Raw genomic sequence first — 25809 nt, 5'->3', positions numbered from 1 at the left:
CGGGGCCGGGCCGCCACCCGGGAGGCGGCGGACCGGCCCCGCACCGTCAGCCGGCCGTCCGGGCCGGCTGCTCCGCGGGCCGGCCGCTCACCAGCGGCCGTACCGGATTCCCCTGCCAGCGCCCGCCGCCCGGGACCCGCTCGGCCGCCATCACCAGCGACCCGGCCCCCACCGACGCACCCGCGCCGACCGCGCTGCCCGGCAGCGTGATGCTGTGCGGCCCCACGGTGCCCGCCGCCGCGACCTCCACCCCGTCGAGACGCATCACCCGGTCGTGGAACAGATGAGTCTGGAGCACACAGCCCCGGTTCACGCTCGCCCCCTCGCCCAGCCGCACCAGATCCGGCTCCGGCAGCCAGTGCGACTCGCACCACACGCCGCGCCCCACCCGCGCGCCCAGACTGCGCAGCCACCCGTTCAGCAGCGGCGTCCCGGTCGCCGGCTGCACCAGCCACGGCACCGCCAGCACCTCGACGAAGCAGTCGTACAGCTCGTTGCGCCACACGAACGCGCTCCACAGCGGATGCCGACCCGGCCGGAACCGGCCCATCAGCAGCCACTTGGCCGCCGTGGTCAGCGCACCCGCGACCAGCCCCGCCGCGCACAGCAGCGGACCGCACACCAGCAGCACCGCCCAGCCGGCACCCGCGCTCCACACCAGCAGCAGCACCGCGAGCACCCCCAGCCGCAGCAGCCCCGCCAGCAGCAGCGGCACCACCCGGCACAGCTCCACGGCCGCCCGCGCCACCCGCAGCCGCGGCGGCGGCGCGTAAGTACGGGCCACCTCGTGCGGCTCGGCCACCCGGCGCAACCACAGCGCCGGATTGCCCAGCCAGGACGAGCCCGCCGGCACCTGCTCCGGAGCGTCCGTCAGCACACCGATCAGCGCTTCGTCGGCCACGTGCCGGCCCGGGCCCACCAGGCCGGAGTTGCCGACGAACGCCCGCTCGCCCACCCGGCTGACGCCCAGCCGCACCCAGCCGCCGCACAGTTCGTACGGCGCCGCCAGCACCTGGTCCGCCAGGAACGCCGTGTCCCGCACCCGCAGCAGCGAGGGCAGCGCCAGCACGGTGGACGCCTCCACACCGCGCCCGATCCGCGCGCCCTGCATCCGCAGCCACACCGGGGTGAACAGCGAGGCGTACAGCGGGAACAGCGTGCGCCGGGAGGTGTCCATCAGATCGTGCGTCAGCCAGGCCGCCCAGCCGGGCACGCTGTCCACCGGGTGCGTGCCCGGCCGCAGCGCCCGGCCGGCCAGCCGGACCGCCGCGGTGAGGAACAGCGCGTGGCACACCATGCCCAACACCACCAGCGCCGGGAGCCGCAGCGCCAGTTCGGCCGCGCCGCCGGAGGACGGCAGCGCGTAGGCCAGCAGCAGCGAGGGCACCCAGGCCACCCACAGCAGCAGCGCCCGCAGCGCCGGGGTGAGCGCGTAGGCCAGCGCCCAGCCGCGCGCACCACCGGGGCGGGCCGCCGGCCAGGACTCGGCGGGGGCGGTCCGCCGGACGGCGGGGGAGCCGCCCCAGCACTCGCCCGCCGGGACGCGGCCCGCCACGGCGCCGCCGGGCAGGACTTCGGCGCCGGCGCCCACCTCGGCGCCCGGCAGCAGGGTCACCCGGGCCCCCACCCGGGCCCCGGCGCCGACCGTGACGGGGCCGACCCGTACCACGTCACCGTCCAGCCACCAGCCGGCCAGGTCCGCCTCGGGTTCGACCGCGCAGCCGTCCCCGAACGTCCCGAGCCCGGTGACCGGCGGCAGCACCCGCAGATCCACCCGGCGCCCCACCCGGCAGCCCAGCAGCCGGGCGTACCAGGCGGCCAGCGGGGTGCCGGTGAGGGTGGCGAGGTTCAGCGCCTGGACCAGCCGTTCGGCGGCCCACAGCCGCAGATGCGCGCCGCCGCCGCGCGGCAGTTCGCCGGCGGTCACCCGGCGTCCGCGCAGCAGCCGTACGCCGGTCACCGCGAGCAGCACCTTGCCGGGCAGGGTGAACAGCAGCAGGAACCCGGGGATCAGCAGCCACCAGGGGAGGGTGGGCAGCCAGCCCGGGTAGCCGGCGGCCGAGAACGCCTCGCCGGCCAGGGCGATGGCCAGCACCCAGCGCAGTCCGGCCACCGAGTGCAGCAGGGGCTGGGCGGCCAGCTGGGCCCAGCCGGCCGTACGGGGCGTACGGGACGGGGCCCGCGCGGCGGCGGTGTCCGGCTCGGCCGGGGTTTCGGTGAGCAGGGTGCGCAGCGCGGCCGGGGTGGGGTGCCGGTAGAGGTCGGCGACCGAGACCCGGGGGTGGTGCTCGCGCAGGGCGGAGACCAGCCGGGCGGCGGCCAGCGAGGTGCCGCCGAGGTCGAAGAAGTCGTCGTGCGGGCCGACGTCGGTGCCCAGCAGGTCGCTCCACAGCGCGAGCAGCCGCCGGGTGACCGGGTCCGTCTCCCGGGTCGCGGGTCCTGCGGGCGCGGCCCGCGGGTCGGGGGGCAGTGGCCAGGGCAGCGCGGCCCGGTCCACCTTGCCGGAGGCTTTGAGCGGGAAGCCGGGCAGGACGGCGAGCCGGGGGACGAGCGCGGCGGGCAGGACCGCGCGCAGCCGGCGCAGGGCCTCGGTGCGGTCGAAGCGCTCGGTGTCGCCGCCGGCCGGCACCACGTAGCCGACGAGCACGTCGAGTCCGCCCGGGGTGCGGCGCACCAGCGAGGTGGCGGCGGTGACCTGGGGGAGGGCGAGCAGCGCGGCGTCGATCTCGCCGAGTTCGACCCGGCGACCGCCGATCTTGACCTGGTCGTCGGCCCGGCCGGCGAATTCCAGACCCTCGGGGGTGGCGCGTACGAGGTCTCCGCTGCGGTAGGCGCGCGGCCAGCCGAGGGCGGGCAGCGCGGCGAACCGTTCGGAGTCCTTGTCCCGGTCCAGATAGCGGCCGAGTCCGACGCCGCCGATGACGAGTTCGCCGCTCTCCCCGCAGGGCACCGGCAGACCGTCCGGGCCGATCACGGCCAGCTCCCAGCCGTTCAGCGGCAGTCCGATGCGGACCGGTTCGCCCGCGTGCAGCCGGGCGGCGCAGGCGACGACGGTGGTCTCGGTGGGGCCGTAGGTGTTCCACACCTCGCGCCCGTCGCGGGCGAAGCGCCGCACCACCTCGGGCGGGCAGGCTTCGCCGCCGACGATCAGCAGCCGTACCCCGGCGAGCATCCGGGGCGACCACAGGGCGGCCAGGGTGGGGACCGTGGAGACGACGGTGATGCGCTGCTCGGCGAGCCAGGGGCCGAGTTCGGCGCCGGTGCGCACCAGGGCGCGCGGCGCCGGGACCAGGGCGGCCCCGTGCCGCCAGGCCAGCCACATCTCCTCGCACGAGGCGTCGAACCCGACCGAGAGCCCGGCCAGCACCCGGTCGCCCGGCCCGATCGGGGCGTCGGGGACGAACAGCGCGGCCTCGGCGTCGGCGAACGCCGCGGCCGAACGGTGGCTGACGGCCACCCCTTTGGGCTTTCCGGTGGACCCGGAGGTGAAGATGATCCAGGCGTCGTCCTGCGGCCCGGGCGGCCCGGTCCGCCCGGCCGGCGGGGTGCCGGGGACGGGCACCGCCCGGCCGCCGGCGCCGAGCACGGCGCACACCCCCGCCTCGCGCCACACGAGTTCGGCCCGCTCATCCGGGTCCTCGGCGTCCACCGGAACGTAGGCGGCCCCGGCGGCCAGCACCGCGAGCACGCCCACGTACAGCTCGGCGCCGCCGGAGGCGATCCGGACCCCCACCCGGTCCCCGGCCCCGATCCCGGTGGCCCGCAGCCGGCCGGCGAGCTCGGTGACCCGGCGGTCCAACTCCCGGTAGCTGAGCGGGCTCTCGCCGTCGTCCAGGGCGATGGCCGCGGGGAAGCGGGTCACGGTCTCCCGCAGCACATCGAGGAGGGTCCGGGCCGGGGCCGGGGGAGCGGACCGGTAGACGGCCGGATCCCCGGGTGCCGGGCGGTCTCTCGCGTCCTCTTTGAAAAGTTCGATATTCGTACCGGAAATATATGCCGACACGTCTGCCCTTTCCGTACCGCATTCTCACCCGACCGGATTTCGGTGGGTGTTGCCGGGGTGGAGTCAGCAAACATTAGGCACCGGACTCTTTGAATCCACTGAGGGAATTCTTTAATTTCTCTGAGAGTACGCCATTTGGATTTATCTCCGTACATCGAATGCACGTTTACCCGAAGGGGCGGGTTCCGGGGGACCGAAAGCCGATCGGCCCCGCCCGCCCGCCCACGGACGCTCCCGCCCACCGTGCCGCCGGAACGGGCACCGCGTACGGGACGCCCCGGCGCGCGGGCGTGCCCCGGCGCACGGCCGGACCGGCTTGGCGGCAGCGGGCGGGGGAGACGAAGACATACCCACACGGGTCACTGACCGTGAGTCATGGTGTGCGGAAAAGTCTCCGGTGTGGTCCCCCGGCCGGATGAGGGGCGGGAACGGCCGCGCAGCCCCGACCGGGACACCGGGAGACCCGGGGCCGTCCGGTCCCGTGGGTCAGACCTCGATGGGGAGGTGCTCCCGGCCCCAGGCCCCCAGCGGCTTGAGGGCCTCATTGAGCGCGATGCCGTGGGACGTCAGCGAGTACTCCACCCGCAGGGGCGTCACATCGTAGCTTTCGCGATGGACGATGCCATCGGCCTCCAGTTCCCGCAGATGCTGGATCAGGACCTTCTCGCTGACATCCGGAATCGCCCGCTTCAACTCCCCGAAGCGCTTGTGATCCTCGGAAAGTGCCCAGAGAATGACGACTTTCCACTTCCCGCTGATGATTTCCATCGCGGCATCCAGCCCGCAGTGCGTCGGCCTGGTCCTCACGCTCAAGATCGCCCCTCCGTAAGTCCTCACAAGAACTGTGTCCTTACCGATCGTTGAACCGTCATGCTAACGCAAGGGATGATCGGGCAACGTAGTTGTCGGCCCGATCAGAGGACGATCCGCCGGCCGATGTCGGGCGGCGTTCTCCGGACCGGAGAACGCCGCGGGCAAGCACCGGCCGCTGAGCACGGCGCAGTTCGCCTCGGCAGGCTGGAGCGCGCATCGACGCGATCCCATGAATCCGGAGCCACACGATATTTCATCGGGTCCGTCCTCGAAGCGGGCCACGGGGACGGGTCCCTGGATTGCTCTTCCGCCGGGGACTTTCGCCTCCTCGGGCGGCGTCGGAAGCAACTGCGGACAGGTGCGCACTTTGCGGTAAGTACTTGAGAGTTATTCAGAACCGAGCCTAGGTTGAGAAAGAACCGATGAAGCGAAGACCGCCCCTGAGGCGGTCCTTGTGGCATGCCACGCAGAAATCTGATGGGGATACAAGGAGAGTGAGTCCGGTGTCCGGTGACAATCGTGCGCCCGTGACGGTAATCGGTCTGGGGATGATGGGCGCGGCACTGGCCGGTGCCTACCTGAAGGCCGGTCACCCCACCACCGTGTGGAACCGCTCCGCCGCGAAAGCCGCCCCCCTCGTGGAGCAGGGCGCACGGCGCGCCACCGATGTCGCGGAGGCCGTCGCGGCCTCCGGCATCGTGGTCGTCTGTGTCTTCGACTACACCGTCGCGCGCAGCCTGCTCGACCCGGTGCGGGACTCCCTGGCGGGCAAGGTGATCGTCAACCTCACCTCGGGCCTGCCCGACGAGGCCCGGGAGACCGCCGCGTGGGCCGGGGACGCGGGTGCCCGCTACCTCGACGGCTACGTCATGACCGTCCCGCCGGCCGTCGGCCTGCCCCAGACCCTGCTGTTCTACGGCGGCGACAAGGAGATCTTCGACGCCCACGAGGAGACCCTGAAGGTCCTCGGCGGCAACAGCGTCCACCTGGGCACCGACCCGGGCATCGCCGCCCTGTACGACCTGGCCCTGCTCGGCATCCTGTGGTCCACGCTGACCAGCGCCCTGCACGGCTTCGCCCTGGTCGGCAGCGAGAACGTCCCGGCCGCGGCCCTCATGCCGTTCGCCGAGGCCTGGATCACCCATGTCGTGCTGCCCACCGTCCGGGGCGCGGCGCAGCAGGTGGACGCCGGCCACTACGCCACGGACATCTCCACGGTCGAGCTGAACGCCATGGGGCTGCCGAAGATGATCAAGGCGAGCGAGGCCCAGGGCGTCCGCGCCGATCTGATGGTCCCGATCAAGGACTTCCTGGAGAAGCGGGTCGCCGACGGCCACGGCGCCGACGCGCTGGCCAGCCTGATCGAGGTCATCCGCGACGGCGACCGCTGACCCGGGGTGCCGGCCCCGCGCCGGGCCCCGGCTCCTTCACGGCCGGGGCCCGGCGCCCTCGCCCGGCCGGTCCGCCACCGGATAGGGCACGAACGTGCTGCTGTTCTCGTCGAACGCCAGCCGCCGCCCCAGCGGCGGTACCGCGCGCTGCGGGCAGTCGAGCCGTTCGCAGATCCGGCAGCCCATGCCGACCGGGGTGGCGGCGGCCGTCTGGGACAGATCCAGGCCGTCGGAGTACACCAGCCGCCCGGCGTGGCGCAGTTCGCAGCCCAGACCGATCGCGAACGTCTTGCGCGGCTCGCCCCAGCCGCCCTGGTGCCGGGTCACCGTCCGCGCCGTCCACAGGTAGCGCCGGCCGTCCGGCATCGCCGCGATCTGCACGTGGATGCGTCCGGGCGCCGCGAAGGCCTCGTACACATTCCACAGCGGGCAGGTGCCGCCCGCCCGCGAGAAGTGAAAACCGGTCGCCGACTGCCGCTTCGACATGTTCCCCGCCCGGTCCACCCGCACGAAGGAGAACGGCACCCCGCGCCGGCGCGGTCGTTGCAGGGTGGACAGCCGGTGGCACACCGTCTCGTACCCCAGACCGAACCGGTCCGTCAGCTGTTCGATGTCGTAGCGCAATTCCTCCGCCGCACCGTGGAAGACCCGGTACGGCAACAGCAGCGCCGCCGCGAAATAGTGCGCCACCCCGATCCTGGCCAGCGCCCACGCGTCGGTGTCCGCCGCGAAGTCCTCCCCGGCCAGCTCCGACAGCAGCGGCCCGTACTCCAGCAGCGCCAGCTGCGTCGCCAGCCGGAACGCCCGCTGCCCGGTCCGCAGCCGCTCGGAGAGATGCAGGACCCGCCGCACCGGGTCGAAGCGGTGCAGCACCTCGCACCCCTCCGCCAGCCGCACCCCGTGCCGCTCCTGAAGCCGGGCCGCCAGGACCGGCAGCGCCTCGCCCGGCCGCAGCGCCAGCTCCCCGGCCAGCTCCTCGGCGGCCAGGTCCAGTCCGTGCAGATAGTTCTGCCGCCGGTAGAAGAACTCCCGGATCTCCTCGTGCGGCGCACGCGGTCCGCCCGCCGCGATCTCCGCCCGGCCGCCGGACAGTTCGGCCAGCCGCTCGGTGAGCGCCGCGGTGCGCCGTCCGTGGTCCACCAGCACCCGGGCCACCGCCGGCTGCTCCCGCGCCAGCCGCTCCAGATCGGCCGCGCCCACCCGCCCCGCGCTCACCTCCTCGGCCAGCGCCTCGGTCAGATCCGCCAGCAGCCGCGCGCTCTCCCGCTCCGAGAAGTAGCCGGCGTCCACCCCGAACACCTCCGCCAGCCGCAGCAGGACGGGTACGGTCAGCGGCCGGGCGTCGTGCTCCATCTGGTTCAGATAGCTCGGCGAGATCGACAGCGCCCTGGCCAGAGCGGCCTGCGACAGCCCGCGCTCCTGCCGCAGCAGCCGCAGCCGCGCCCCGGCGAAGACCTTGGTCATCGATGACCCCCTTCGAAGCTACCCGCCAGTATCGGGGCGGATGGCACGCCGGGCCACCCCCCGGTGGCGGCCTTGGCGGCATTGGCCGAACGGCACCGGAAGATTCGCAGAACTTGGCATGCCGCACAGCTTGTTGGCACTCAGTGCCACTGCCATAGTCGTGCCGTGGCCCGCCGGGACAGCCCGTCCGGCCGACCGCCGGTCACTCCCACGCCGACCCGGCACCGGCACGGCGGGCCGCACACCACCTTCCACGCGCGGGACGCGGCGCGCCCTCACGGCCGTCGCGTCCACACCCTTCGCGACACCGGGAGAGAACCCTCATGACGGACGACCGGCACCAGGCACGGCAACCGCGCACCGCCACCCGCCTCGCCCACCACTGGGCCACCGACCCGCGCTGGCGGGGCATCGAACGCACCTACGGCGCCGAGGACGTGATCCGGCTCTCCGGCACCGTCCACGAGGAACACACCCTCGCCCGGCGCGGCGCCGAACGGCTGTGGCGCGACCTGCACGAGACCGACTACGTGCACGCGCTCGGCGCCCTCACCGGCGGCCAGGCCGTCCAGATGGTCAAGGCCGGACTCCGGGCCGTGTACCTCTCCGGCTGGCAGGTCGCCGCGGACGCCAACCAGGCCGGCCACACCTACCCCGACCAGAGCCTGTACCCGGCCAACTCCGTGCCCGCCGTGGTCCGCCGGATCAACAACGCGCTGCTGCGCGCCGACCAGATCGCCACCGCCGAGTCCGCCGGCGACACCACCGACTGGCTGGTCCCGGTCGTCGCCGACGCCGAAGCCGGGTTCGGCGGCCCGCTCAACGCCTTCGAACTCACCAAGGCCCTCATCGAGGCCGGTGCCGCCGCCGTCCACTTCGAGGACCAGCTGGCCAGCGAGAAGAAGTGCGGCCACCTCGGCGGCAAGGTGCTGGTCACCACCGCCGCCCACATCCGTACCCTCAACGCCGCCCGGCTCGCCGCCGACATCGCCGGGGTGCCCACCCTCGTGGTGGCCCGCACCGACGCCCTGGCGGCGAGCCTCATCACCAGCGACACCGACCCGCGCGACGCCCCCTTCTGCACCGGCGAGCGCACCGCCGAGGGCTTCCACCGGATACGTCCCGGCCTGGACGCCGCCATCGCCCGCGGCCTCGCCTACGCCCCCTACGCCGACCTGCTGTGGATGGAGACCGGCACCCCCGACCTCGGCCAGGCCCGCGCGTTCGCCGAGGCCGTCCACGCCCGGCACCCCGACCGCATGCTCGCCTACAACTGCTCGCCGTCCTTCAACTGGCGGGCGGCCCTGGACGAGGACCAGATCGCCAAGTTCCAGCGCGAACTGGGCGCCATGGGCTACCGGTTCCAGTTCATCACCCTGGCCGGCTTCCACTCCCTCAACCACGCCATGTTCGATCTGGCGCACCGCTACGCCGAACACGGCATGACCGCCTACGTCGATCTCCAGGAACGCGAATTCGCCGCCCAGCGGCGCGGCTTCACCGCCGTGCGGCACCAGCGCGAGGTGGGCACCGGCTACTTCGACCGGGTGGCCACCGCGCTCAACCCCGACTCCGAGACCACCGCGCTGCGCGGCTCCACCGAGGAACAGCAGTTCCAGTAGCCGCCACCGGCGCCCGGCCCGGCCGGACCGATACCGGCCGGGCCCGGGGCCGCCGGGTCAGCCCACGGACAGCACCGTCCCCGGCCGGGCGAACAGCCGCGCCGCCGAGGTCCCCAGGCCCACCGGCCCGGCCGGCAGCAGCGCCCCGCCCGTCCCGGGCGGCCTGCGCAGCTCCTCCTCGTCGTACCGGCCGCACCCCCGGTGCCAGATCAGGATGCCCGCCAGCCAGTGCTCCAGCTCCCGCACATAGCCCGCCAGGATCTCCCTGGCCTCCGCCGACAGCTCGAAGTCGTCGTAGAGCACCGGGAGTTCGTGCGCGGCCACATGCTGGAACTGCCGCATCCTGCCCTTCATCAGATCGTCCACGATGCGCAGCGCGGTCTGCCGGTCGCAGTCGAAGAAGTTCTCCACCACCAGGACCCCGTTGTGCACCTCACCCTCGAACTGGATCTCCTTCTGGTACGAGAACACGTCGTTCATCAGGCAGGCGTAGTCGGCCGCCGCGTTCTCCAGCGAACGCATCGGCCCGCTCCGGTAGACCTCCGGCGGCACCCGGTTGCCGTGCGAGAGCCGCGACAGCGACATGGTGAGATCCGAACCGAACGTCATGCGCCGCATCTCGATGTAGTCCACCGGATCCGGCACCCGGTGGAACGCCTGGTTGTCCAGCTCCCACAGCCAACTGCCCACCATGTCCGAGACGGTGGCGCGGAACGTCGCCCGGGCCGCCGGCTCCAGCGGCCCGGCGGTGCGCTGCCACAGATCGGCCAGGGACCGCTCCAGCGCGTTCGCCGGCGCCGGCGGCGATCCGCCGTCCACCGGCATGAGCGCGTTCAGCCGCTCCACGCACACCCGGGCCCCCGCCAGATCCCGGCCGCGCCCGAAGACCGCGGGGAAGTAGTCGTCGGCGTAGGTGCCCCAGGTCAGCCAGCCCGAGGTGAGGTTCAGCTGCTCGGGCGAGGCGTCCGGATGGATCCCGGCCGCGCACAGCGGGAAGTCGAAGGTGGCCAGCTTCCCCTCGTCCCAGACGTACGAGCCGGGCACCCCCGGCTGCGGCTCCAGCAGCCCCATCGCCCGCGACCACTCCATGACATGCCGGCGCGCCGCGTCCAGATGCGGGCTGAGCGTGGTGCGGAAGGGCATCTCGAACTCCGGCAGCGGGAGCGTGCCGGTCACTGTGTACGGCCGGTGCGCGTGCCGCCTGGCCCGGCCCTTCTCGGCACGCACCGTGGTGCGCACCCCGCCCGGCAGCCGCGCCGAGGTGCCCAGGCCGGAGGGCGCGAACAGCCCGGCGCCGGCGGCGGTGCCGGCGGCGCCCACCGCGCCCTCGTTCATGTACCGGCTGGAGCGCAGATGCCACTCGTGCCCGCCGGACTGCCAGTCCTGCAGGCCCTTCACATAGGCGAGCACCGCCGCGCACTCCTCCGGGGAGAGCGCGTGTTCGGCGAACAGCGGCGCCAGTTCGGTCAGCGCGGTGTGCTCGAACTGCTGCAACCGGGAGGTCAGCAGATCGTTGACGGCCTCGGCGGCCTCCTGGGTGGTGCAGCCGAGAAACGTCTCCAGCACCAGCACCCCGTTGCTCAGCTCGCCCTCGTCCTCCACCTCGCGCTGGTAGGAGAAGAGGTCGTTGCGCAGATGCACCCCGTCCGAGAACGCGTCGCGCAGCACCAGCAGCGGGCGTGAACCCGCCACCGCCGCCGGTACCTCGGCGCCCACCGCGTGCTCGATCAGCCCGGCCGACCAGGGTGCCCCGCCGACCTTGCGGCGCATCTCGATGTACTCCACCGGGTTGGCGATCCGGTGCGCGTTGATGTTCGACAGTTCCCACAGCGACTCGTTGAGCAGATGCTCGGTGCTCTCCGCGAACCGGGCCCGCCAGGCCGCCGAGTGCGCCGGCACCGTGCGCGCCCACAGATCCGCCAGCCCCGCTTCCACCGGGTTGGCCGGCGCGGGCACCGGCGCCCCGTCCTCCAGCGGCATGAACGCCGGCAGCCGGTCCAGATGGGCCTTGCCGCCCTCCCGGTCGTGCGGGCGCTTGTACAGCTCCAGGAAGTGGTCGTCGAAGAAGAACACCCACACGTACCAGTCCGTCACCAGGTTCAGCGTCTCGGCCGAGGCGTCCGGGTGGGTGTACGCGCACAGCAGCGCGTAGTCGTGGGCGTCGAGGTCCCGCTGGTCCCATACGCCCGACCCCTCGAGCATCCCCATCTCACGGGCCCAGCGGCGCGAATGCTCCCTGGCCTGTTCGAGAAGGGGATTGAGCCGGGCGGGGTAGGGCGTGTAGAAGTCGGGGAGCTGGAACGGCTGGGTCACCGGGTTCTGGCCTTCCGTGAAACGCGTCGGTCGCGCGACGGAGCGCGTCCGTCGTCCCGCAGGCCCTACCCCGCGCCGAAACCTCCCTATCCGCCCGGAGAATCAGAACATATGACCACGGGGGAGAGGTGGTGGTCAGCCGGCCGGCACCGCCCGCTCGTGCGGCACCACCATCGGCGTCCCGGTCCGCGGATCCGGCACGATGTCGCACCGCAGCCCGAACACCTCACCCACCAGCTCGGCCGTCATCACCTCCTGCGGCGGCCCCTGCGCCACCACCCGGCCCGCGTCCATCACCACCAGATGCGTGGCGAACCGCGCCGCCTGGTTCAGATCGTGCAGCACCGCCACGATCGTCCGCCCCTCGCGATGCAGCTCCGCGCACAGCTCCAGCAGGTCGTACTGGTGCGCGATGTCCAGATACGTCGTCGGCTCGTCCAGCAGCAAAAGCTCGGTGCGCTGCGCCAGCACCATCGCGATCCACGCCCGCTGCCGCTGACCCCCCGACAGCTCACCCGCCTGCGCCTGCCCGAGGTGGCCGAGCCCGGTGCGCTCCAGCGCGAACGCGATCGCCGGCTCGTCCTCCGGCGACCACTGGCGCAGCAGCGAGTGGTGCGGATACCGGCCCCGCGCCACCAGATCCCGCACCGTGATCCCCTCCGGCGCCAGCGGCGACTGCGGCAGCAGCGCCAGCTGCCGGGCCACCTCCTTGCCGCGCAGCGTGTGCACGTCCACGCCGTGCAGCAGCACCTGACCCCGGTCCGGCTTCACCGCCCGCGCCAGCGCCTTCAGCAGGGTCGACTTGCCGCAGCCGTTCGGGCCGATGATCATCGTCAGCCCGCCGTGCGGCAGATCCAGGCTCAGATCCCGCACCACCGGCTCCCGGCCGCCGTAGGAGATCGTCACCTCCCGCGCGCTCAGCCCCCGCACATCTTCCCCGCCGGACTCGGCCCGCTCGCTCACAGTCTTTTCCTCCGCCACTCGCGCACCAGCAGATACCCCAGATACACGCCGCCCAGGGCCATCGTGTAGATGCCCACCGGCAGACTGGTGGCCGTCGGCAGTTGCTGCGCCGCCAGATCCGCCACCGTCAGCAACAGCGCCCCCATCAACGCCGACAACGTCAGATGCGCCCCCGTGCCCCCGGTCAGCCGCCGGGCGATCTGCGGAGCCGTCAGCGCGATGAACGCGATCGGCCCCGCCACACTCACCGCCCCCGCCGCCAGCACCACCGACAGCACCACGGCCGCCACCCGGGTGTTCTTCGGCTCCGCCCCCAGACCCTGCGCCAGCTCGTCACCCATCTCGGAGATATCGAGCCGGCGCGCGATCAGGGCCGCCGCCGGCACCACCAGCGCCAGCACCAGCCAGATGGTGGCCGCGTGGTGCCAGGAGCGGGCCGCCAGCGACCCGTTCACGTACGCGGCCAGCACCGTGGCCGCCTCCCGCTCCATCACGTACACCACGTACTGCGTGAAGGCCTGCGCGATCGCCGCCACCCCGATGCCCGCCACGATCAGCCGGCCCGGATTGCGGAAACCGGTCCCGGTGGAGAAGTACACCGCCGCCATCGCGACCGCCGCCCCCAGCAGCGCCCCCAGCGGCACCGGCAGCACCCCGGGGAGGAACAGCGCGGCCACCGCCGCGCCCGCCCCCGCGCCGGCGCCCAGCCCGATCACGTCCGGACTGCCCAGCGGATTGCGCGTCACCGACTGGAACAGCGCCCCGGACAGGCCGAGCGCGGCGCCCGTCCCCACCGCGACCACCAGCCTCGGCCCGCGCAGCCGCTCCAGGACGAACGCCTCCTTGCCGTCCGCGCCGCCCAGCAGCGCCTGCGGCAGCCGGCCCGGACCGATACCGAGCCGGCCCATCGACAGCGTCGCCACCGCCGCGACCACGATCAGCGCCACCAGCACCACCGCGATCACCAGCGAACGGCGGCGCACCGGCACCGCCACCAGCCGCCCGATCCGCAGCATCCCGCGCGGCACCGCCGCGGCGGCCGGGCCGGCCGCGCGCTCCGGACGGGCCGGGGCCCGCACCCCCGTCATGCGTTCCCCTTCATCCTGCGCACCGCGTACAGCAGCACCGGCGCCCCCACGAACGCCGTCACCACACCCACCATCAGCTCCTGCGGACGCATGACCACTCGCCCCACCACGTCCGCCAGCAGCAGCAGCGAGGGACCGGCCAGCGCCGCCACCGGGATCTGCCACCGGAAGTCCACCCCGACCAGCGCGCGCACGATGTGCGGCACCGCCAGACCCACGAACGCCACCGGCCCCACCGCCGCGGTCGCCGACGCGCTCAGCACGGTCGCCGCGATCAGCGCACCGGTACGGATCAGCAGCGGATGCGCCCCCAGCGAGATCGCCGCCTCGTCCCCCAGCGCCAGCGAGTTGAGCCCGCCGCTCAGCAGCAGTGCCGCCACCAGACCCGCCACCGCGAACGGCAGCACCGCCCGGAACACCGCGAAATCCCGCCCGCCGAGCGAGCCCACCACCCAGTAGCGGTAGCTGTCGAACACCTCCGGCATGCTCAGCGTCACCGCCTGGATGAACGCGAACAGCACCGCCGAGACCACCGCCCCGGCCAGCACCAGCCGCACCACCCCGGAGCCGCCGCCCGCCGCGCCGATGCCCTGCACCAGCACCCCGGCCAGCAGCGCGCCCGCCAGCGCCCACCACACCACGCCCATGCCGCTCTGCGCGCCCAGCAGCGCCGTCGCCGCCACCAGGGCCGCGGCGGCGCCCGCGTTGATGCCCAGCAGCCCCGGATCCGCCAGCGGATTGCGGGTCAGCCCCTGCATCAGCGTGCCGCCCACCGCCAGACACAGACCGGCGAGCACGCCCAGCACCGTACGCGGATACCGGCTCTCCACCACGGTGGTGACGAACGGGTCCGCATCGCCCGACAGCACGTCGAGCACATCCCCCAGGGAGGTCGGCCGGGAGCCGAGCGTCACACTCGCGACCACCGCGAGCGCCAGCACGGCCACCGCCGCCACCACGACCGACACCCGCCGGGCGGTGCCGGCACGCTCGGTGCCGGCACCGCCCGGGCGGGTGCGTATCTCTGTCGACGTCACCTGGACGAGCCGCTCTCTGATCAGTCGTCGAGGGTCGCGACGGCCTCGTCGATCAGCGGCAGGTAACGGTCGATCACCCACGGCACCGTCAGCGGGTTGATGATGGAGGAGGCGGTCACGAACGGGTTGTCGTCGCTCGCCACCACCGAGCCGCGCTCGATCGCCGGGATCGCCGCGTACAGCGGCTGCGCCTCGATGGTCTCCCGGGTCTCCGCGTCCGAGTAGAAGGTGAAGATCAGATCACTGCCGGCCAGCTGGTCGGCGTTCTCCAGACCGATCAGCGCCGAGTCGGTGCCCTCGGTCTCCTCGAAGGTGTTCACCACCGGGTCGACGGTCAGCCCCAGCGAGGACACCATGGAGACCCGCTGCTCCTCGGGCAGGAACACCCCCAGCGTCCCCGGGCCCGTGGTGTAGATGTACGAGAACGACACGGCCGCGTACTCCGGCCGGGTCGCCGCCGCGTCGGCCAGCTGCTGCCCGATGTCGTCGATCAGCGTCCGCGCCTCCTCCGGCTGCCCGAGCGCGGTCGCGATGATCTCGATCTGCTCGTCCCAGTTGGTGCTCCAGGCCAGGTCCGGGTACGCGACGGTCGGCGCGATGTCAGTCAGGATGTCGAACTGCTCCTGGGTGATGCCCGACCACGGCGCCAGGATCACATCCGGCTCCAGCTCGATGATCGTCTCGAAGTCGATGTCGTCGGCCCCGGCGAACTGCGTCGGCAGCTCCTCGCCCGCCTCGGTGACGGCCTCGTATATCCACGGCAGGTAACCGCTGTCGTCGCTGCCCCACGCGTAACTCTCGATGCCCACCGGGGTGTGGCCCAGCGCGATGGCCGTCTCCGCCGAACCCTGGCCCAGCGTGACGACCCGCTCGGGCTGTTCGGTGATCTCCGCCGTGCCGAGCGCGCTGTCGATGGTGACCGGGAACGCGCCGCCCGCTCCGCCGGACGCCTGGTCCGAGTCCTGAGCGCCCTCGTCGTCCGACGAGGCACAGCCACTGAGCACGAGAGCGGCGGCAGCGGTGGCGGCGGTCAGCGCCAGGGAGGTGCGGCGCGCACGGGAGAAGCTGGACGGCATCGAAGTTCCTTAGGTCCTCGGGTGAGCTTAGGTAAGCCTAAGTTCACCATACCCCAGCCCCGCCACGCCCCCCGGGCGAAGACCACCGCCGGGGCGCACGGCAACCGCCCACCCGCCCCCGTAAAACGGCAATTCCCTCTCCGCGCCCGCTCACTATGCATCAGGAAATCCCGGCCGGTCGGCCATTTCCGCGGCAGTATCGACCATGCATTGACGCTCCCGCCGCGATCTCCTTATCGTCGTGCTGAGTTCAGCAGTACGATCCTGGACAGCGGGGGTCCGTGTGCAACGGGATACCGATGTTTTTCCTGTGCTGGGAATCGACGCGGTCGTGTTCGCGGTAGGCAACGCGAAGCAGGCCGCCCACTACTACTCCACCGCCTTCGGCATGCGCCCCATCGCCTACCGGGGCCCCGAGACCGGCAGCCGTGAAGTCGTCTCCTACGTCCTGGCGTCCGGCACCGCCCGGTTCGTCCTCACCTCCGTCGTCCGCCCCGAGACCGAGTACGGCGAATTCCTCGCCCGGCACGTCGCCCGGCACGGCGACGGCGTCATCGACCTCGCCCTCCAGGTCCCCGACGTGCACGCCGCCTACCGCTACGCCACCGGACACGGCGCCATCGGACTGCGCTCGCCCCGCAGGACGGCGGACGAGCACGGCCACGTCACCCGCGCCGCCATCGCCACCTACGGCGAGACCCGGCACACCCTCGTCGAACGCTCCGGCTACCGCGGCGCCTATCTCCCCGGATACCACCCCACCCAGGCACCCGCCGCCCCCGCCGGGCCCACCGTCTTCCACTCCATCGACCATTGCGTCGGCAATGTGGAACTCGGCAGGATGGACGACTGGGTCGCTTTCTACAACACCGCGCTCGGATTCACCAACATGAAGGAGTTCATCGGCGACGACATCGCCACCGAGTACTCCGCCCTCATGTCGAAAGTCGTCGCCGACGGCACCCTCACCGTCAAATTCCCCATCAACGAACCGGCGCTCGGAAAAAAGAAGTCCCAGATCGACGAATACCTCGATTTCTACGGCGGCGCCGGCGTCCAGCACATCGCCCTCGCCACAGACGACATCGTCACCTCCGTCGCCACCATGCGCGCCGCCGGCATCGAGTTCCTCGACACCCCCGACAGCTACTACGACACCCTCGGCCAGTGGGCCGGCGACACCCACCTCCCCGTCGACACCCTGCGCCGGCACCGCATCCTCGCCGACCGCGACGAGGACGGCTACCTGCTGCAGATCTTCACCAAGCCGGTCCAGGACCGGCCGACCGTCTTCTTCGAGATGATCGAACGCCACGGCTCCCAGGGCTTCGGCAAGGGCAACTTCAAAGCCCTCTTCGAAGCCATCGAACGCGAACAGGCGCGCCGGGGCAATCTGTGAACCGGCTGCCGTCCCTCACCGGACTGCGCCTCCCCTGTGCCGCCGCCGTCTTCCTCGTCCACGCCTGGCTGTTCACCGGAGCCTTCGCCGACCAGCGGATCGCCGACGCCGCACTGGCGCTCGGACCGCTCGGCATGACCGGCGTCTCCTGCTTCTTCATCATCTCCGGCTTCGTCCTCGCCTGGACCGCCCGCCCCGACGACACCCCGGCCCGGTTCTGGCGCCGCCGCGCCGCCCGCATCTACCCCAACCACGCCGTCGTCTGGTCCGCCACCCTCGTCCTCCTCACCCTCACCGGAGCCGCCGCCACCGGCGAAAGCCGCGAAGGACCCGTCCCCGCCCTCCCCGCCCTCACCAACCTCTTCCTCGTCAACACCTGGGTCCCCACCCGCGAATACAACGCCGGCGTCAACATCGTCACCTGGTCACTCGCCGCCGAGATCTTCTGCTACGCCCTGCTGCCCTTCATCCTCCCCGCGCTGCGCCGGCTGCCCGTCCACCGGCTGACCACCGCCGCCGCGCTCACCCTCGCCGCCGTCTGGACGATCCCTCTCATCTCCCTCCAGTTCCACGGCCCACCCATCGCCGAGGCCGGCCACGTCCCCCAATGGCAGTTCTGGATCTCCTACATGCTGCCCGCCGCCCGGCTGCCCGAATTCCTCCTCGGCGCCCTCGCCGCCCTGTGGCTGCGCGCCGGCCACCGCCCGCCCCTGGGCGTCCCGGCCGCCGCCGCCACCACCCTCGGCTGCCTCACCGCCGGCATCGCCCTGCTGCCCTTCCCCTTCCTCCCCGCCGCGATCACCGCCGCCCCCCTCACCCTGCTCGTCCTCGCCGCCGCCGCCGCCGACCTGGACGGCCGGCCCACCCGGCTGCGCCACCCCGCCCTCGTCCACCTCGGCGAACGCTCCTTCGCCATCTACCTCGTCCACTGGCCCGTCATCCTCACCGCCAACCAGCTGCTCCCCGCCGAAGGACGCCCGGTCCCCGCCGCCCTCGCCGTCACCGCGCTCCACGCCGCCTGCACCCTCGCCGCCGCCTGGCTGCTGCACCGCACCGTCGAAGTCCCCTGCTACCGGCACCTCGCCACGGCCCCGCACCGCCGCCCCGTCCCCCGGCCCCGCCAAGGAGCGCCCCATGACGGCCACCCCACCGGCGTCCCTCACCACCCCCGGCCGGCTGGCCGCGTTCATCCGCCTCGGACGCCCGAAATTCCTCTTCCAGAGCATGATGGTGGTCGGTCTCGGCGTCACCGCGGCCCAGCATGAGGGCCACCCCTTCAGCCTCGGCTGGTACCTGGGCACCCTGCTCTTCGGCTGGTCCGCCCACCTGATGACCCACTACTGCAACGAGTACTTCGACCTCGACGCCGACCGCGCCAACCGGACCCCCACCTCCTGGACCGGCGGCAGCCGCATCCTCGTCGACGGCCTCCTGCCACCGGGCGTCAGCCTCGGCGCCGCCTTCGTCCTGCTGTTCCTCGCCGCCACCACCGCCGCCACCATGCCCGACACCGCCTCCCGGCTGATGGCGATCACCATCCTGGCCGCCGCGTGGTTCTACACCGCACCACCCGCCCGCCTCAACTACCACGCACTCGGCGAAATCGCCTGCGCCGCCGTCCTGTACGGACTCGGCCCGCTGCTCGCCCACCGCCTCCAGGGCGGCGACCCCACCGCCGCCACCCTCACCTACGTCGCCCTCGTCTTCGTCCTCCAGTTCCTGCGGATGTCCGTCATGAACCTCGCCGACATCGAAGGCGACCGCAGCACCGGCAAACACACCCTCGCCGTCGCCCTCGGCCCCCGCGGCCTCATCCGCCTCTACCTCGCCGGACAGACCCTCACCTACACCGCCACCGCCGTGCTGCTCCTCACCGGCACCCTGCCGGCACTGCCCGCCCTCGCCTTCCTCGCCACCCTCCCCATCCCGGTGTGGGTCGGCCGCCGCCTCACCCAGCAGGCCCTCGCCGGCCCCGGCACCAACAACGCCGTCACCTTCTGGGCCTCCATGCACATGCCCATCACCGCCGCCGCCCTCACCCTCGCCCTGCTCACCGACCGGCTCACCGGCGACACCCACCCCGACACCCCGTGGCTGATCATCTGCACCGCCACCCTGATCGCCTTCGCCGCCTGGTTCACCCGCGCCCTCCGCACACCCCCACCCGCGCTCCCCGAGCAGGAGACCCAGACGCCGTGACCGCCAGCAGCTCGCCGCCCACCGCCGTCACCGAACAGGCCCGCACCCTCATCGAACCCGAACTCCGCGCCGCCGTCGCCGGACTCGACCCCCACCTCGGCCGCGCCGTCGGCTACCACCTCGGCTGGTGCCACCCCGACGGCACCCCCACCCCCGCACCCGGCACCGGCGGCGGCAAAGCCATCCGCCCCGCCCTCACCCTCCTGGCCGCCACCTCCGTCGGCGCCACCCCCCACACCGCGCTCCCCGGCGCCGCCGCCGTCGAACTCGTCCACAACTTCACCCTCATCCACGACGACATGATGGACGGCGACGAACTGCGCCGCCGCCGCCCCACCGTCTGGAAGACCTTCGGCGCCGCCACCGCCATCCTCGCCGGCGACGCCCTGCACACCCTCGCCTTCACCGCCCTCGCCCGCCACGAAGGACCCCACACCCCCCGCGCCACCCGCACCCTCTCCCGCGCCATGACCGAACTCGTCAGCGGCCAGACCCAGGACCTCGCCTTCGTCCGCCGCCCCTGGCAGGGCCCCGCCGCCGTCACCATCCCCGAATACCGCTCCATGGCCGCCGGCAAAAGCGGCTCCCTGCTCGGCTGCGCCGCCGAACTCGGCGCCGTCCTCGCCGGCGCCCCGCACCGCACCACCGCGGCGTTCGGCCGCGCCGGACGCCACTTCGGCCTCGCCTTCCAGTGCGTCGACGACATCATCGGCATCTGGGGCGACCCCCGGGAAACCGGCAAACCCGTCCTCGCCGACATCCGCGAAGGCAAGAAAACCCTCCCCGTTCTCGCCGCCCTCGCCGCCCCCGTCCCCGCCGCCGCCGAACTCGCCGACCTCCTCACCACCCCCCGCCCCGACGAGGCCGCCCTGCGCCGCGCCGCCGAACTCGTCGAGGAGGCCGGCGGCCGACGCTTCGCCGAACGCGAATCCCGCCACCACCTCGAACGCGGCCTCGCCTGCCTCGCCGAGGCCGACACCCAGGGCACCGCACGCGGCCCCCTCATCGACCTCATCGACTACCTCGGCCGCCGCACCAGCTGACCCGCGCGGGAGCCCCCATGACCACCCACCCCACCCGGGCCGGCCGGCTGCGCACCGCCATCGACGCCGCCACCCACCACCTGCTCACCACCCTCCACCCCGACGGCACCTGGTACGACACCCGCCCCGCCCTCGTCCCCGGCACCGCCGCCGCCGTCATCGCCCTCCACACCGCCGACCCCGAACACTCCGCGGACCTCGTGCACCGCGGCACCGACTGGCTGCTGCGCACCCGCAACCCCGACGGCGGCTGGCCCGTCACCGACAGCGGCCCCAGCAACGTCATCGCCACCGCGGGCGCCGTCGCCGCCCTCCACCTCGCCGCCCCCGGCCGCACCACCGAGGCGGTACGCGCCGGCCTCGCCCACCTCGACCACCACGGCGGCGTCGACGGCGTGGCCGACCCCACCGTCCGCCGGCTCACCGGACTCCTCCTCGCCCTCGCCCGGCTGCGCGAACCCACCACCGTCCCCTCGGTGCCCACCGCGCTGCTCCTCCTCCCCACCCCCCTGACCCGCCACCTCCTCTCCCTCCTCATCACCCCCTTCGCCGCCCTCACCCTCCTCCAGCACCGGCTGCGCCCCGGCCCCCTCGCCGGCCGCACCACCGCCACCGCCACCACCATCCTGCGGGAGTGCGAACAACAGGAAGGCGGCGTCGGCTCCCTCGGCAGCGGCGACCCCTGGCTCACCGGACTCGCCGCCACCGCCCTGCACCACGCCGGCACCGCCCCCGCCCTCGTCCGCGCCACCGTCGCCTATCTGCGCGCCCACGCCCGCCCGGACGGCTCCTGGGTCCTCATGCACGGCATGACCGACCGCGACGTCGACCTCGTCGGCCACTCCCTGGCCACCGAAGCCCTCTGCCACGCCGGCCACCGCACCGACCCCCGCGTCCGGCGCGCCGCCGCCTGGCTGCTCGACTGCCGGCAGACCGGCCCGTTCCCGCTGTTCGACTGCCCACCCGGCGGCTGGGCCTGGTCCGGCGCCCAGGGCTGGCCCAACGTCCTGGACACCACCGCCGCCCTCGGCGCCCTGGCCGCCACCCGCTCCCACGGCCAGGTCCTCGCCGACGGCGCGGGCTGGCTCCGCTCCCGCCAGGACCGCCGCGGCTCCTGGAGCGTCTTCACCCCCAACACCCGCTGCCCGGCCGACCGTTCCTGCCCGCACGCCACCGCCCTGGCCATCGACCTCATCACCGCCGCCGGCACCCCCGCCACCGACCGCGCCGTCCGCCGCGCACTGCGCTGGCTCACCGTCCACGCCCACCCCGACGGCTCCCACCAGGCCCTGTGGCACCGCGGCGGCGTCCCCGCCACCGCCGCCGTCCTGCACACCTGCACCCGGCTCCGGCTCACCGACACCCCCCTCGCCGGCCACGCCCGCGCCTGGCTGCTCACCGCCCAGCTCGCCGACGGCTCCTGGGGCGCCGCACCCGCCACCGGCCCCGGCACCACGGACGAGACCGCCCGCGCCGTCCAGGCCCTCGCCCACCTCACCGACGACCCCGTCGCCCGCACCGCCGCCGCCCGCGGCACCGACTGGCTCCTCGCCGCCCAACGCCCCGACGGCACCTGGGAACCCGGCCCCGCCTGCTGGTACATCAAGGACCACCTCGCCTACCCCGACCACCTCATCGCCCAGGGCCTCGCCCTCGGCGCCCTGGCCGCCCACCACCGCAGCGCACCGCCGGGAGACCGCGGATGACCACCTGGGACGCCATCGTCTGCGGCGCCGGCGCCGCCGGACTCGCCACCGCCCGCGCCCTCGGCGGCCTCGGCCTGCGCACCCTCGTCCTGGACCGGCAGCACCACCGGCCCGCCATCGCCAAGGGCGAAGTCCTCCAGCCCGGCGCCCTGCGCGTCCTCGGCCACTGGGGCATCACCGACCGCCTCACCACCGCCGGCGCCGTCCCCCTCGCCCGCCTCACCATCCGCGGCCCGGACGCCGACCCCCTCATGCTCTTCGACTACACCACCCTCCCCGCCGGCTACCGCACGCTCTACAGCCACGACCACACCACCATCCTCACCACCCTCGCCCACGCCCTGCCCCCGCACGTCGAACTCCGCCGCGGCGCCCTGGCCGACACCCTCCTGCACGACACCACCGGCCGCGTCACCGGCGTCCGCGTCCGGCAGGGCCGCGACACCCACGACCTGCGCGCCCCCCTCGTCGTCGCCGCCGACGGCATGTCCTCCCGGCTGCGCCGCGCCGCCGGCATCACCGTCCACCCCCGCACCTACCCCCACCGGCTCATCGCCTTCGACCTGCCCGGCACGCCCCCGGAACCCGAGGACATCACCGCCTACCGCACCCCCCGCGGACTGCGCCTCGTCTATCCCCTCCCGCACGGCCGCACCCGCCTCTACTGCCAGATCCACCCCGACGAGATCCGCGGCGCCGACCGCACCGCCATGACCCACTGGGCCACCGCCCTCGACCACGACACACCCGCCCTGCGCACCCTCACCGAACGCGTCACCGGCTCTCTGGCCTCCCGCCAGATCTTCGCGCTGCGCCACTACACCGCCCCCACCCTCACCGTCCCCGGACTCGCCCTGGTCGGCGAGGCCGCACACGCCGTCCACTCCCTGGCCGCCCAGGGCATGAACACCGCCATCTGCGACGCCCACGCCCTCGCCCACCACCTGGCCACCGCCCCGGGACCCGACGCGGCCCTCGCCGCCTACGAGGCCGAACGCCTGCCGTGGATCCGGCACATCGCCGTCATGAGCCACGACGCGGCCCGCCTGGTCACCGCCACCGGCCGCACCGCCCGCGCCCTCGGCCGCCGCGCCCTGCGCCGCACCCACCGCAGCCCGAGGCTGCGCTACACCGCCACCTACAACCTCGCCGGCCTCGGCATCCACCCCTTCGCCCCCCTCGACCGCCTGCACCAACTGGGCCTCCCCGACCCCCGATCGGGCCGCCTCCCGCACTGGCACCCGGGGTGAGCCGGTCCGTACCGGTCCCGCTGGTCATGCACGCATCGCGTTCGAGCGCGCGAAAGCCCGGGGGAACGGTGGGGATGAAGGCAGGCGGGGTACGTCCGGATTCCGCCACCGTGACGGCGCGGCCCGGTGACACGAGGCCGGCACCGCTGATATCCCTCATCCGGTGAACTCTGAAGACAGCGTCCCAACCGGCCGGAGATTCAACGTCGTTCGCGGTCCGGAACACGGTCCTTGCGCTTGTCCCTGCTGTGGCCGGCGCACTCTGGAGGCGCGGGGCGCCCACCAGATATGCCAGGTGTGCTTCTGGCAGGACGACGGCCAGGACGAGCACGATGCCGACGTGGTCCGAGAGGGCCCGAACGGATCGCTCAGCCTGACCCAGGCACGACGCAACGTCGAGAGGGTGGGTGCGTGCGATCCACGGTGGGTTACGAAGGTCCGGGACCCGACACCCGAGGAGTGCTGACGGCCATCGCCCTGTTCCACCCCGCGACGGACCGGTGTTCCGCTCGGTCGGGGTGTGCACGGCCCCGGACGGTCACCGGGACCGGGGCGCCTGCGCCGCCGGCCCCGCCGTCGTACCGGGGCAACTGCTCAGGCGGACCCCGGCTGCTCACCCTCCTGCTCCTGCATCACCCGGCGGTTGAACTCGGCCTTGGCCGCCTGCCAGCCGTCCTCGTTGCTGCCGTACCGCCAGTACCCGGAGATGGACAGCTGCGCGGGCGTCATGCCGCGCTCCTGCCGCAGGTGCCGCCGCAGCTCCTTGACCCAGTTGGCCTCGCCGTGCACGAACGCCTGCCCGCGCCCGGGCGGCAGCTCCAGCGAGGTCACGGCCTCCACCAGCGCCCGGCCGTACCGTTCCTCGCGGCGGTCCACCCAGACCACCTCGACGTCCCCGGCGGGCGGCGTCAGCTTGAGCTCCTCGCCCGGCCCGGCTATCTCGACGAACACCCGGGCCACCGCGCCCTCCGGCAGCTGCTCGACGGAGGCGGCGATGGCCGGCAGGGCGCTCTCGTCCCCGACGAGCAGATGCCAGTCGGCGCCCGGGTCCGGCGCGTACGCGCCCCCGGGGCCGAGGATGGCCAGCTCGTCGCCTGGCTGTGCCGCCGCCGCCCAGGGCCCGGCGAGCCCGCTGTCGCCGTGGTACACGAAGTCGATGGTCATCTCGGGCCCGGCCGGGTCGAAGGCGCGCACCGTGTAGGTGCGGGTGGCGGGCCACTGGTCGCGCGGCAGGGTCTGCCGGATCTCCGCCACGTCGAACGGCTCGGGATACTCCACCCCCGGCTGCCGGAAGACGAGCTTGACGTAACTGTCGCTGTACGGTCCGACGGCGAACTCCCGCAGACCCTCGCCCCCGAGAACCACCCGGATGAGATGTGCGCTGAGCCGTTCCGTACGCAGGACCCGACCACGATGAGTGACGATGTTGCCCATGACGCCCTTCCTGTTGGTTAGGTAAGCCTAACCTGCGGCGGGGCGTGTCGGTGGTGGTGGATCAGCAGTTCGGCCCAGATGTGCTGTTCGGTGATGCGCGGCGTCGGCGTGTCCAGCCGGGTGGTGTCCGAGCGTGCGGGCGCCGTCGCCCGGTGCTGATGGTGATGGAGCGTGACCAGTTCATTGCCGGGAGCGGCCAGCGGGTCGGTCAGCGTGGTGATCAGCCGCTCCGAGCGGTGCAGCACCCGCACGGACGTCGGACGCGTCAGATACGTCCCGTCGTCGAGCGGGGTGTGCACCGGCAGCTCCGTGCCCTGCCCGACCTCCCACACCAGGTCGGCCCCGGTGGACCGGAAGTGCCGCCACCGCTCCCACAGCCGCTCCGGCGCGCTGGGCAGGGGAGTGGCGAACAGCAGCGTCCCCGGCTGGAGCACCCCGGAGAAGTCCGTCGCGTGGTGCGGCGTGATCCGCGCGGCGAGCGTGGTGGGCGTCCCGTACGCGGTGAGCGTGGTCAGCCGGGCGTGCGGACCGCCGTAGTGCTGGACATTGGCGTGCGTGGGCGGCAGCGCGAACAGCACCTCGTGCAGGGTGATGAGCCGCCACCGCCGGTAGCGGGTCTGCGCGCTGTCGGCATGGCACAGCCGCCCGAACAGGCTCTTCAGCGGACCCGGGCCCAGCCGCTGGTGCGCCTGGGCGAGCGCCGTGGGCCCGTTCGGCAGCTGCCACCCGGGCCGGCGCTGGGTGTCCAGGGCGTGCGCGAGCAGGCGCAGGATGTCCGTACTGGTGCGGGTGGTCAGCAGATGCTGGGCGAGCACGGTGTAGAGCACGCTGCGTGGCATCCTGCGCTGGTGCTCCGCGAGCACTTCATCGACGAGCCGGGGCGGAAAGGTCCGGATCAGCGCCCGGATCTCCATGCGGTCGTGCAGATGTCTGGTCGGTGACGGCTGTAGCACGTGCGGTTCAACGACCGGCGCGGAAATTGGGTGCTGTCGCGTAGTGGTGCGGAGG

The 25809-nt window shown here is 73.3% G+C and carries 19 protein-coding genes; 9 read left to right on the top strand and 10 right to left on the bottom strand.

What is annotated here, in order from left to right; all coding sequences use genetic code 11:
• Nucleotides 1-46 precede the first annotated feature (46 nt).
• Nucleotides 47-3877: a Pls/PosA family non-ribosomal peptide synthetase gene (locus BM385_RS22040; protein WP_093844148.1), complete on the bottom strand. Its 3831-nt coding sequence runs from the start codon at nt 3875-3877 to the stop codon at nt 47-49.
• 612 nt (nt 3878-4489) lie between these two features.
• The gene (locus tag BM385_RS22035) at nt 4490-4771 is read right to left on the bottom strand and encodes a winged helix-turn-helix transcriptional regulator (RefSeq protein WP_051131065.1); all 282 of its coding nucleotides are present in this window, start codon (nt 4769-4771) and stop codon (nt 4490-4492) included.
• 572 nt (nt 4772-5343) lie between these two features.
• Here BM385_RS22035 and BM385_RS22030 point away from each other — a divergent pair.
• On the top strand, nt 5344-6207 hold the full coding sequence (locus BM385_RS22030; protein ID WP_254791707.1) for an NAD(P)-dependent oxidoreductase: 864 nt from the start codon (nt 5344-5346) through the stop codon (nt 6205-6207).
• Nucleotides 6208-6243: 36 nt separating this feature from the next.
• On the opposite strand, the gene BM385_RS22025 is transcribed toward BM385_RS22030, so the two are convergent.
• Nucleotides 6244-7671: a short-chain fatty acyl-CoA regulator family protein gene (locus BM385_RS22025; protein WP_093844146.1), complete on the bottom strand. Its 1428-nt coding sequence runs from the start codon at nt 7669-7671 to the stop codon at nt 6244-6246.
• A gap of 323 nt (nt 7672-7994) precedes the next feature.
• On the opposite strand from BM385_RS22025, the gene aceA reads away from it, so the two are divergent.
• The gene (gene aceA / locus BM385_RS22020) at nt 7995-9293 is read left to right on the top strand and encodes an isocitrate lyase (RefSeq protein WP_093844145.1); all 1299 of its coding nucleotides are present in this window, start codon (nt 7995-7997) and stop codon (nt 9291-9293) included.
• Nucleotides 9294-9350: 57 nt separating this feature from the next.
• Here aceA and BM385_RS22015 read toward each other — a convergent pair whose 3' ends face one another.
• The 5 genes from BM385_RS22015 to BM385_RS21995 all read right to left on the bottom strand — a co-directional run bounded on the left by BM385_RS22015 (nt 9351) and on the right by BM385_RS21995 (nt 15770).
• The gene (locus BM385_RS22015; RefSeq protein ID WP_093844144.1) at nt 9351-11606 is read right to left on the bottom strand and encodes a family 2 encapsulin nanocompartment cargo protein terpene cyclase; all 2256 of its coding nucleotides are present in this window, start codon (nt 11604-11606) and stop codon (nt 9351-9353) included.
• A gap of 135 nt (nt 11607-11741) precedes the next feature.
• On the bottom strand, nt 11742-12569 hold the full coding sequence (locus BM385_RS22010; RefSeq protein WP_093844143.1) for an ABC transporter ATP-binding protein: 828 nt from the start codon (nt 12567-12569) through the stop codon (nt 11742-11744).
• Nucleotides 12566-13657 (bottom strand): FecCD family ABC transporter permease, encoded by a 1092-nt coding sequence (locus tag BM385_RS22005; protein ID WP_019432593.1) that lies wholly within the window; start codon nt 13655-13657, stop codon nt 12566-12568. The genes BM385_RS22010 and BM385_RS22005 overlap by 4 nt, the downstream gene beginning before the upstream one ends.
• Nucleotides 13654-14694: a FecCD family ABC transporter permease gene (locus BM385_RS22000; protein ID WP_093844142.1), complete on the bottom strand. Its 1041-nt coding sequence runs from the start codon at nt 14692-14694 to the stop codon at nt 13654-13656. The genes BM385_RS22005 and BM385_RS22000 overlap by 4 nt, the downstream gene beginning before the upstream one ends.
• A gap of 20 nt (nt 14695-14714) precedes the next feature.
• On the bottom strand, nt 14715-15770 hold the full coding sequence (locus BM385_RS21995) for an iron-siderophore ABC transporter substrate-binding protein (RefSeq protein WP_093844141.1): 1056 nt from the start codon (nt 15768-15770) through the stop codon (nt 14715-14717).
• Nucleotides 15771-16080: 310 nt separating this feature from the next.
• Between BM385_RS21995 and hppD the strand changes: the two genes are divergently transcribed.
• The 7 genes from hppD to BM385_RS28410 all read left to right on the top strand — a co-directional run bounded on the left by hppD (nt 16081) and on the right by BM385_RS28410 (nt 23833).
• Nucleotides 16081-17169: a 4-hydroxyphenylpyruvate dioxygenase gene (gene hppD / locus BM385_RS21990; protein WP_374314496.1), complete on the top strand. Its 1089-nt coding sequence runs from the start codon at nt 16081-16083 to the stop codon at nt 17167-17169.
• Nucleotides 17166-18434, top strand: a complete 1269-nt coding sequence (locus tag BM385_RS28010; RefSeq protein ID WP_093844139.1) for an acyltransferase family protein — start codon at nt 17166-17168, stop codon at nt 18432-18434. The genes hppD and BM385_RS28010 overlap by 4 nt, the downstream gene beginning before the upstream one ends.
• Nucleotides 18346-19368, top strand: coding sequence for a prenyltransferase (locus tag BM385_RS21980; RefSeq protein WP_254791709.1), 1023 nt, complete (start codon nt 18346-18348; stop codon nt 19366-19368). Before BM385_RS28010 ends, BM385_RS21980 begins: the two co-directional genes overlap by 89 nt.
• The gene (locus tag BM385_RS28305; protein WP_175543079.1) at nt 19365-20411 is read left to right on the top strand and encodes a polyprenyl synthetase family protein; all 1047 of its coding nucleotides are present in this window, start codon (nt 19365-19367) and stop codon (nt 20409-20411) included. Before BM385_RS21980 ends, BM385_RS28305 begins: the two co-directional genes overlap by 4 nt.
• A 17-nt stretch (nt 20412-20428) precedes the next feature.
• Nucleotides 20429-22117 (top strand): prenyltransferase/squalene oxidase repeat-containing protein, encoded by a 1689-nt coding sequence (locus BM385_RS28300; protein ID WP_093844136.1) that lies wholly within the window; start codon nt 20429-20431, stop codon nt 22115-22117.
• Nucleotides 22114-23367: an FAD-dependent oxidoreductase gene (locus BM385_RS21965; protein ID WP_093844135.1), complete on the top strand. Its 1254-nt coding sequence runs from the start codon at nt 22114-22116 to the stop codon at nt 23365-23367. Before BM385_RS28300 ends, BM385_RS21965 begins: the two co-directional genes overlap by 4 nt.
• 163 nt (nt 23368-23530) lie before the next feature.
• Nucleotides 23531-23833, top strand: a complete 303-nt coding sequence (locus BM385_RS28410) for a CPCC family cysteine-rich protein (protein WP_078575869.1) — start codon at nt 23531-23533, stop codon at nt 23831-23833.
• 128 nt (nt 23834-23961) lie between these two features.
• Here the strand turns inward: BM385_RS28410 and BM385_RS21955 are convergent, their stop codons facing one another.
• Both BM385_RS21955 and BM385_RS21950 read right to left on the bottom strand, forming a co-directional pair.
• A complete protein-coding gene (locus BM385_RS21955; protein ID WP_093844134.1) occupies nt 23962-24801 on the bottom strand; it encodes a siderophore-interacting protein in 840 nt (279 codons plus the stop codon).
• 17 nt (nt 24802-24818) lie between these two features.
• Nucleotides 24819-25715, bottom strand: coding sequence for a transposase domain-containing protein (locus BM385_RS21950; RefSeq protein WP_019432584.1), 897 nt, complete (start codon nt 25713-25715; stop codon nt 24819-24821).
• Nucleotides 25716-25809: the final 94 nt, after the last annotated feature.

Origin of the sequence: Streptomyces harbinensis (assembly GCF_900116145.1) — a bacterium.
Taxonomy (GTDB): domain Bacteria; phylum Actinomycetota; class Actinomycetes; order Streptomycetales; family Streptomycetaceae; genus Streptomyces; species Streptomyces carpaticus.
This window is presented reverse-complemented; position numbering and strand designations above follow the sequence as displayed.

Coding starts and splice junctions, on each gene's coding strand:
- BM385_RS22035 (WP_051131065.1), bottom strand. CDS start 4,771: ATGGAAATCATCAGCGGGAAGTGGAAAGTCGTCATTCTCTGGGCACTT.
- BM385_RS22025 (WP_093844146.1), bottom strand. CDS start 7,671: ATGACCAAGGTCTTCGCCGGGGCGCGGCTGCGGCTGCTGCGGCAGGAG.
- aceA (WP_093844145.1), top strand. CDS start 7,995: ATGACGGACGACCGGCACCAGGCACGGCAACCGCGCACCGCCACCCGC.
- BM385_RS22005 (WP_019432593.1), bottom strand. CDS start 13,657: ATGACGGGGGTGCGGGCCCCGGCCCGTCCGGAGCGCGCGGCCGGCCCG.
- BM385_RS21995 (WP_093844141.1), bottom strand. CDS start 15,770: ATGCCGTCCAGCTTCTCCCGTGCGCGCCGCACCTCCCTGGCGCTGACC.
- BM385_RS28300 (WP_093844136.1), top strand. CDS start 20,429: ATGACCACCCACCCCACCCGGGCCGGCCGGCTGCGCACCGCCATCGAC.
- BM385_RS21965 (WP_093844135.1), top strand. CDS start 22,114: ATGACCACCTGGGACGCCATCGTCTGCGGCGCCGGCGCCGCCGGACTC.
- BM385_RS21955 (WP_093844134.1), bottom strand. CDS start 24,801: ATGGGCAACATCGTCACTCATCGTGGTCGGGTCCTGCGTACGGAACGG.
- BM385_RS21950 (WP_019432584.1), bottom strand. CDS start 25,715: ATGGAGATCCGGGCGCTGATCCGGACCTTTCCGCCCCGGCTCGTCGAT.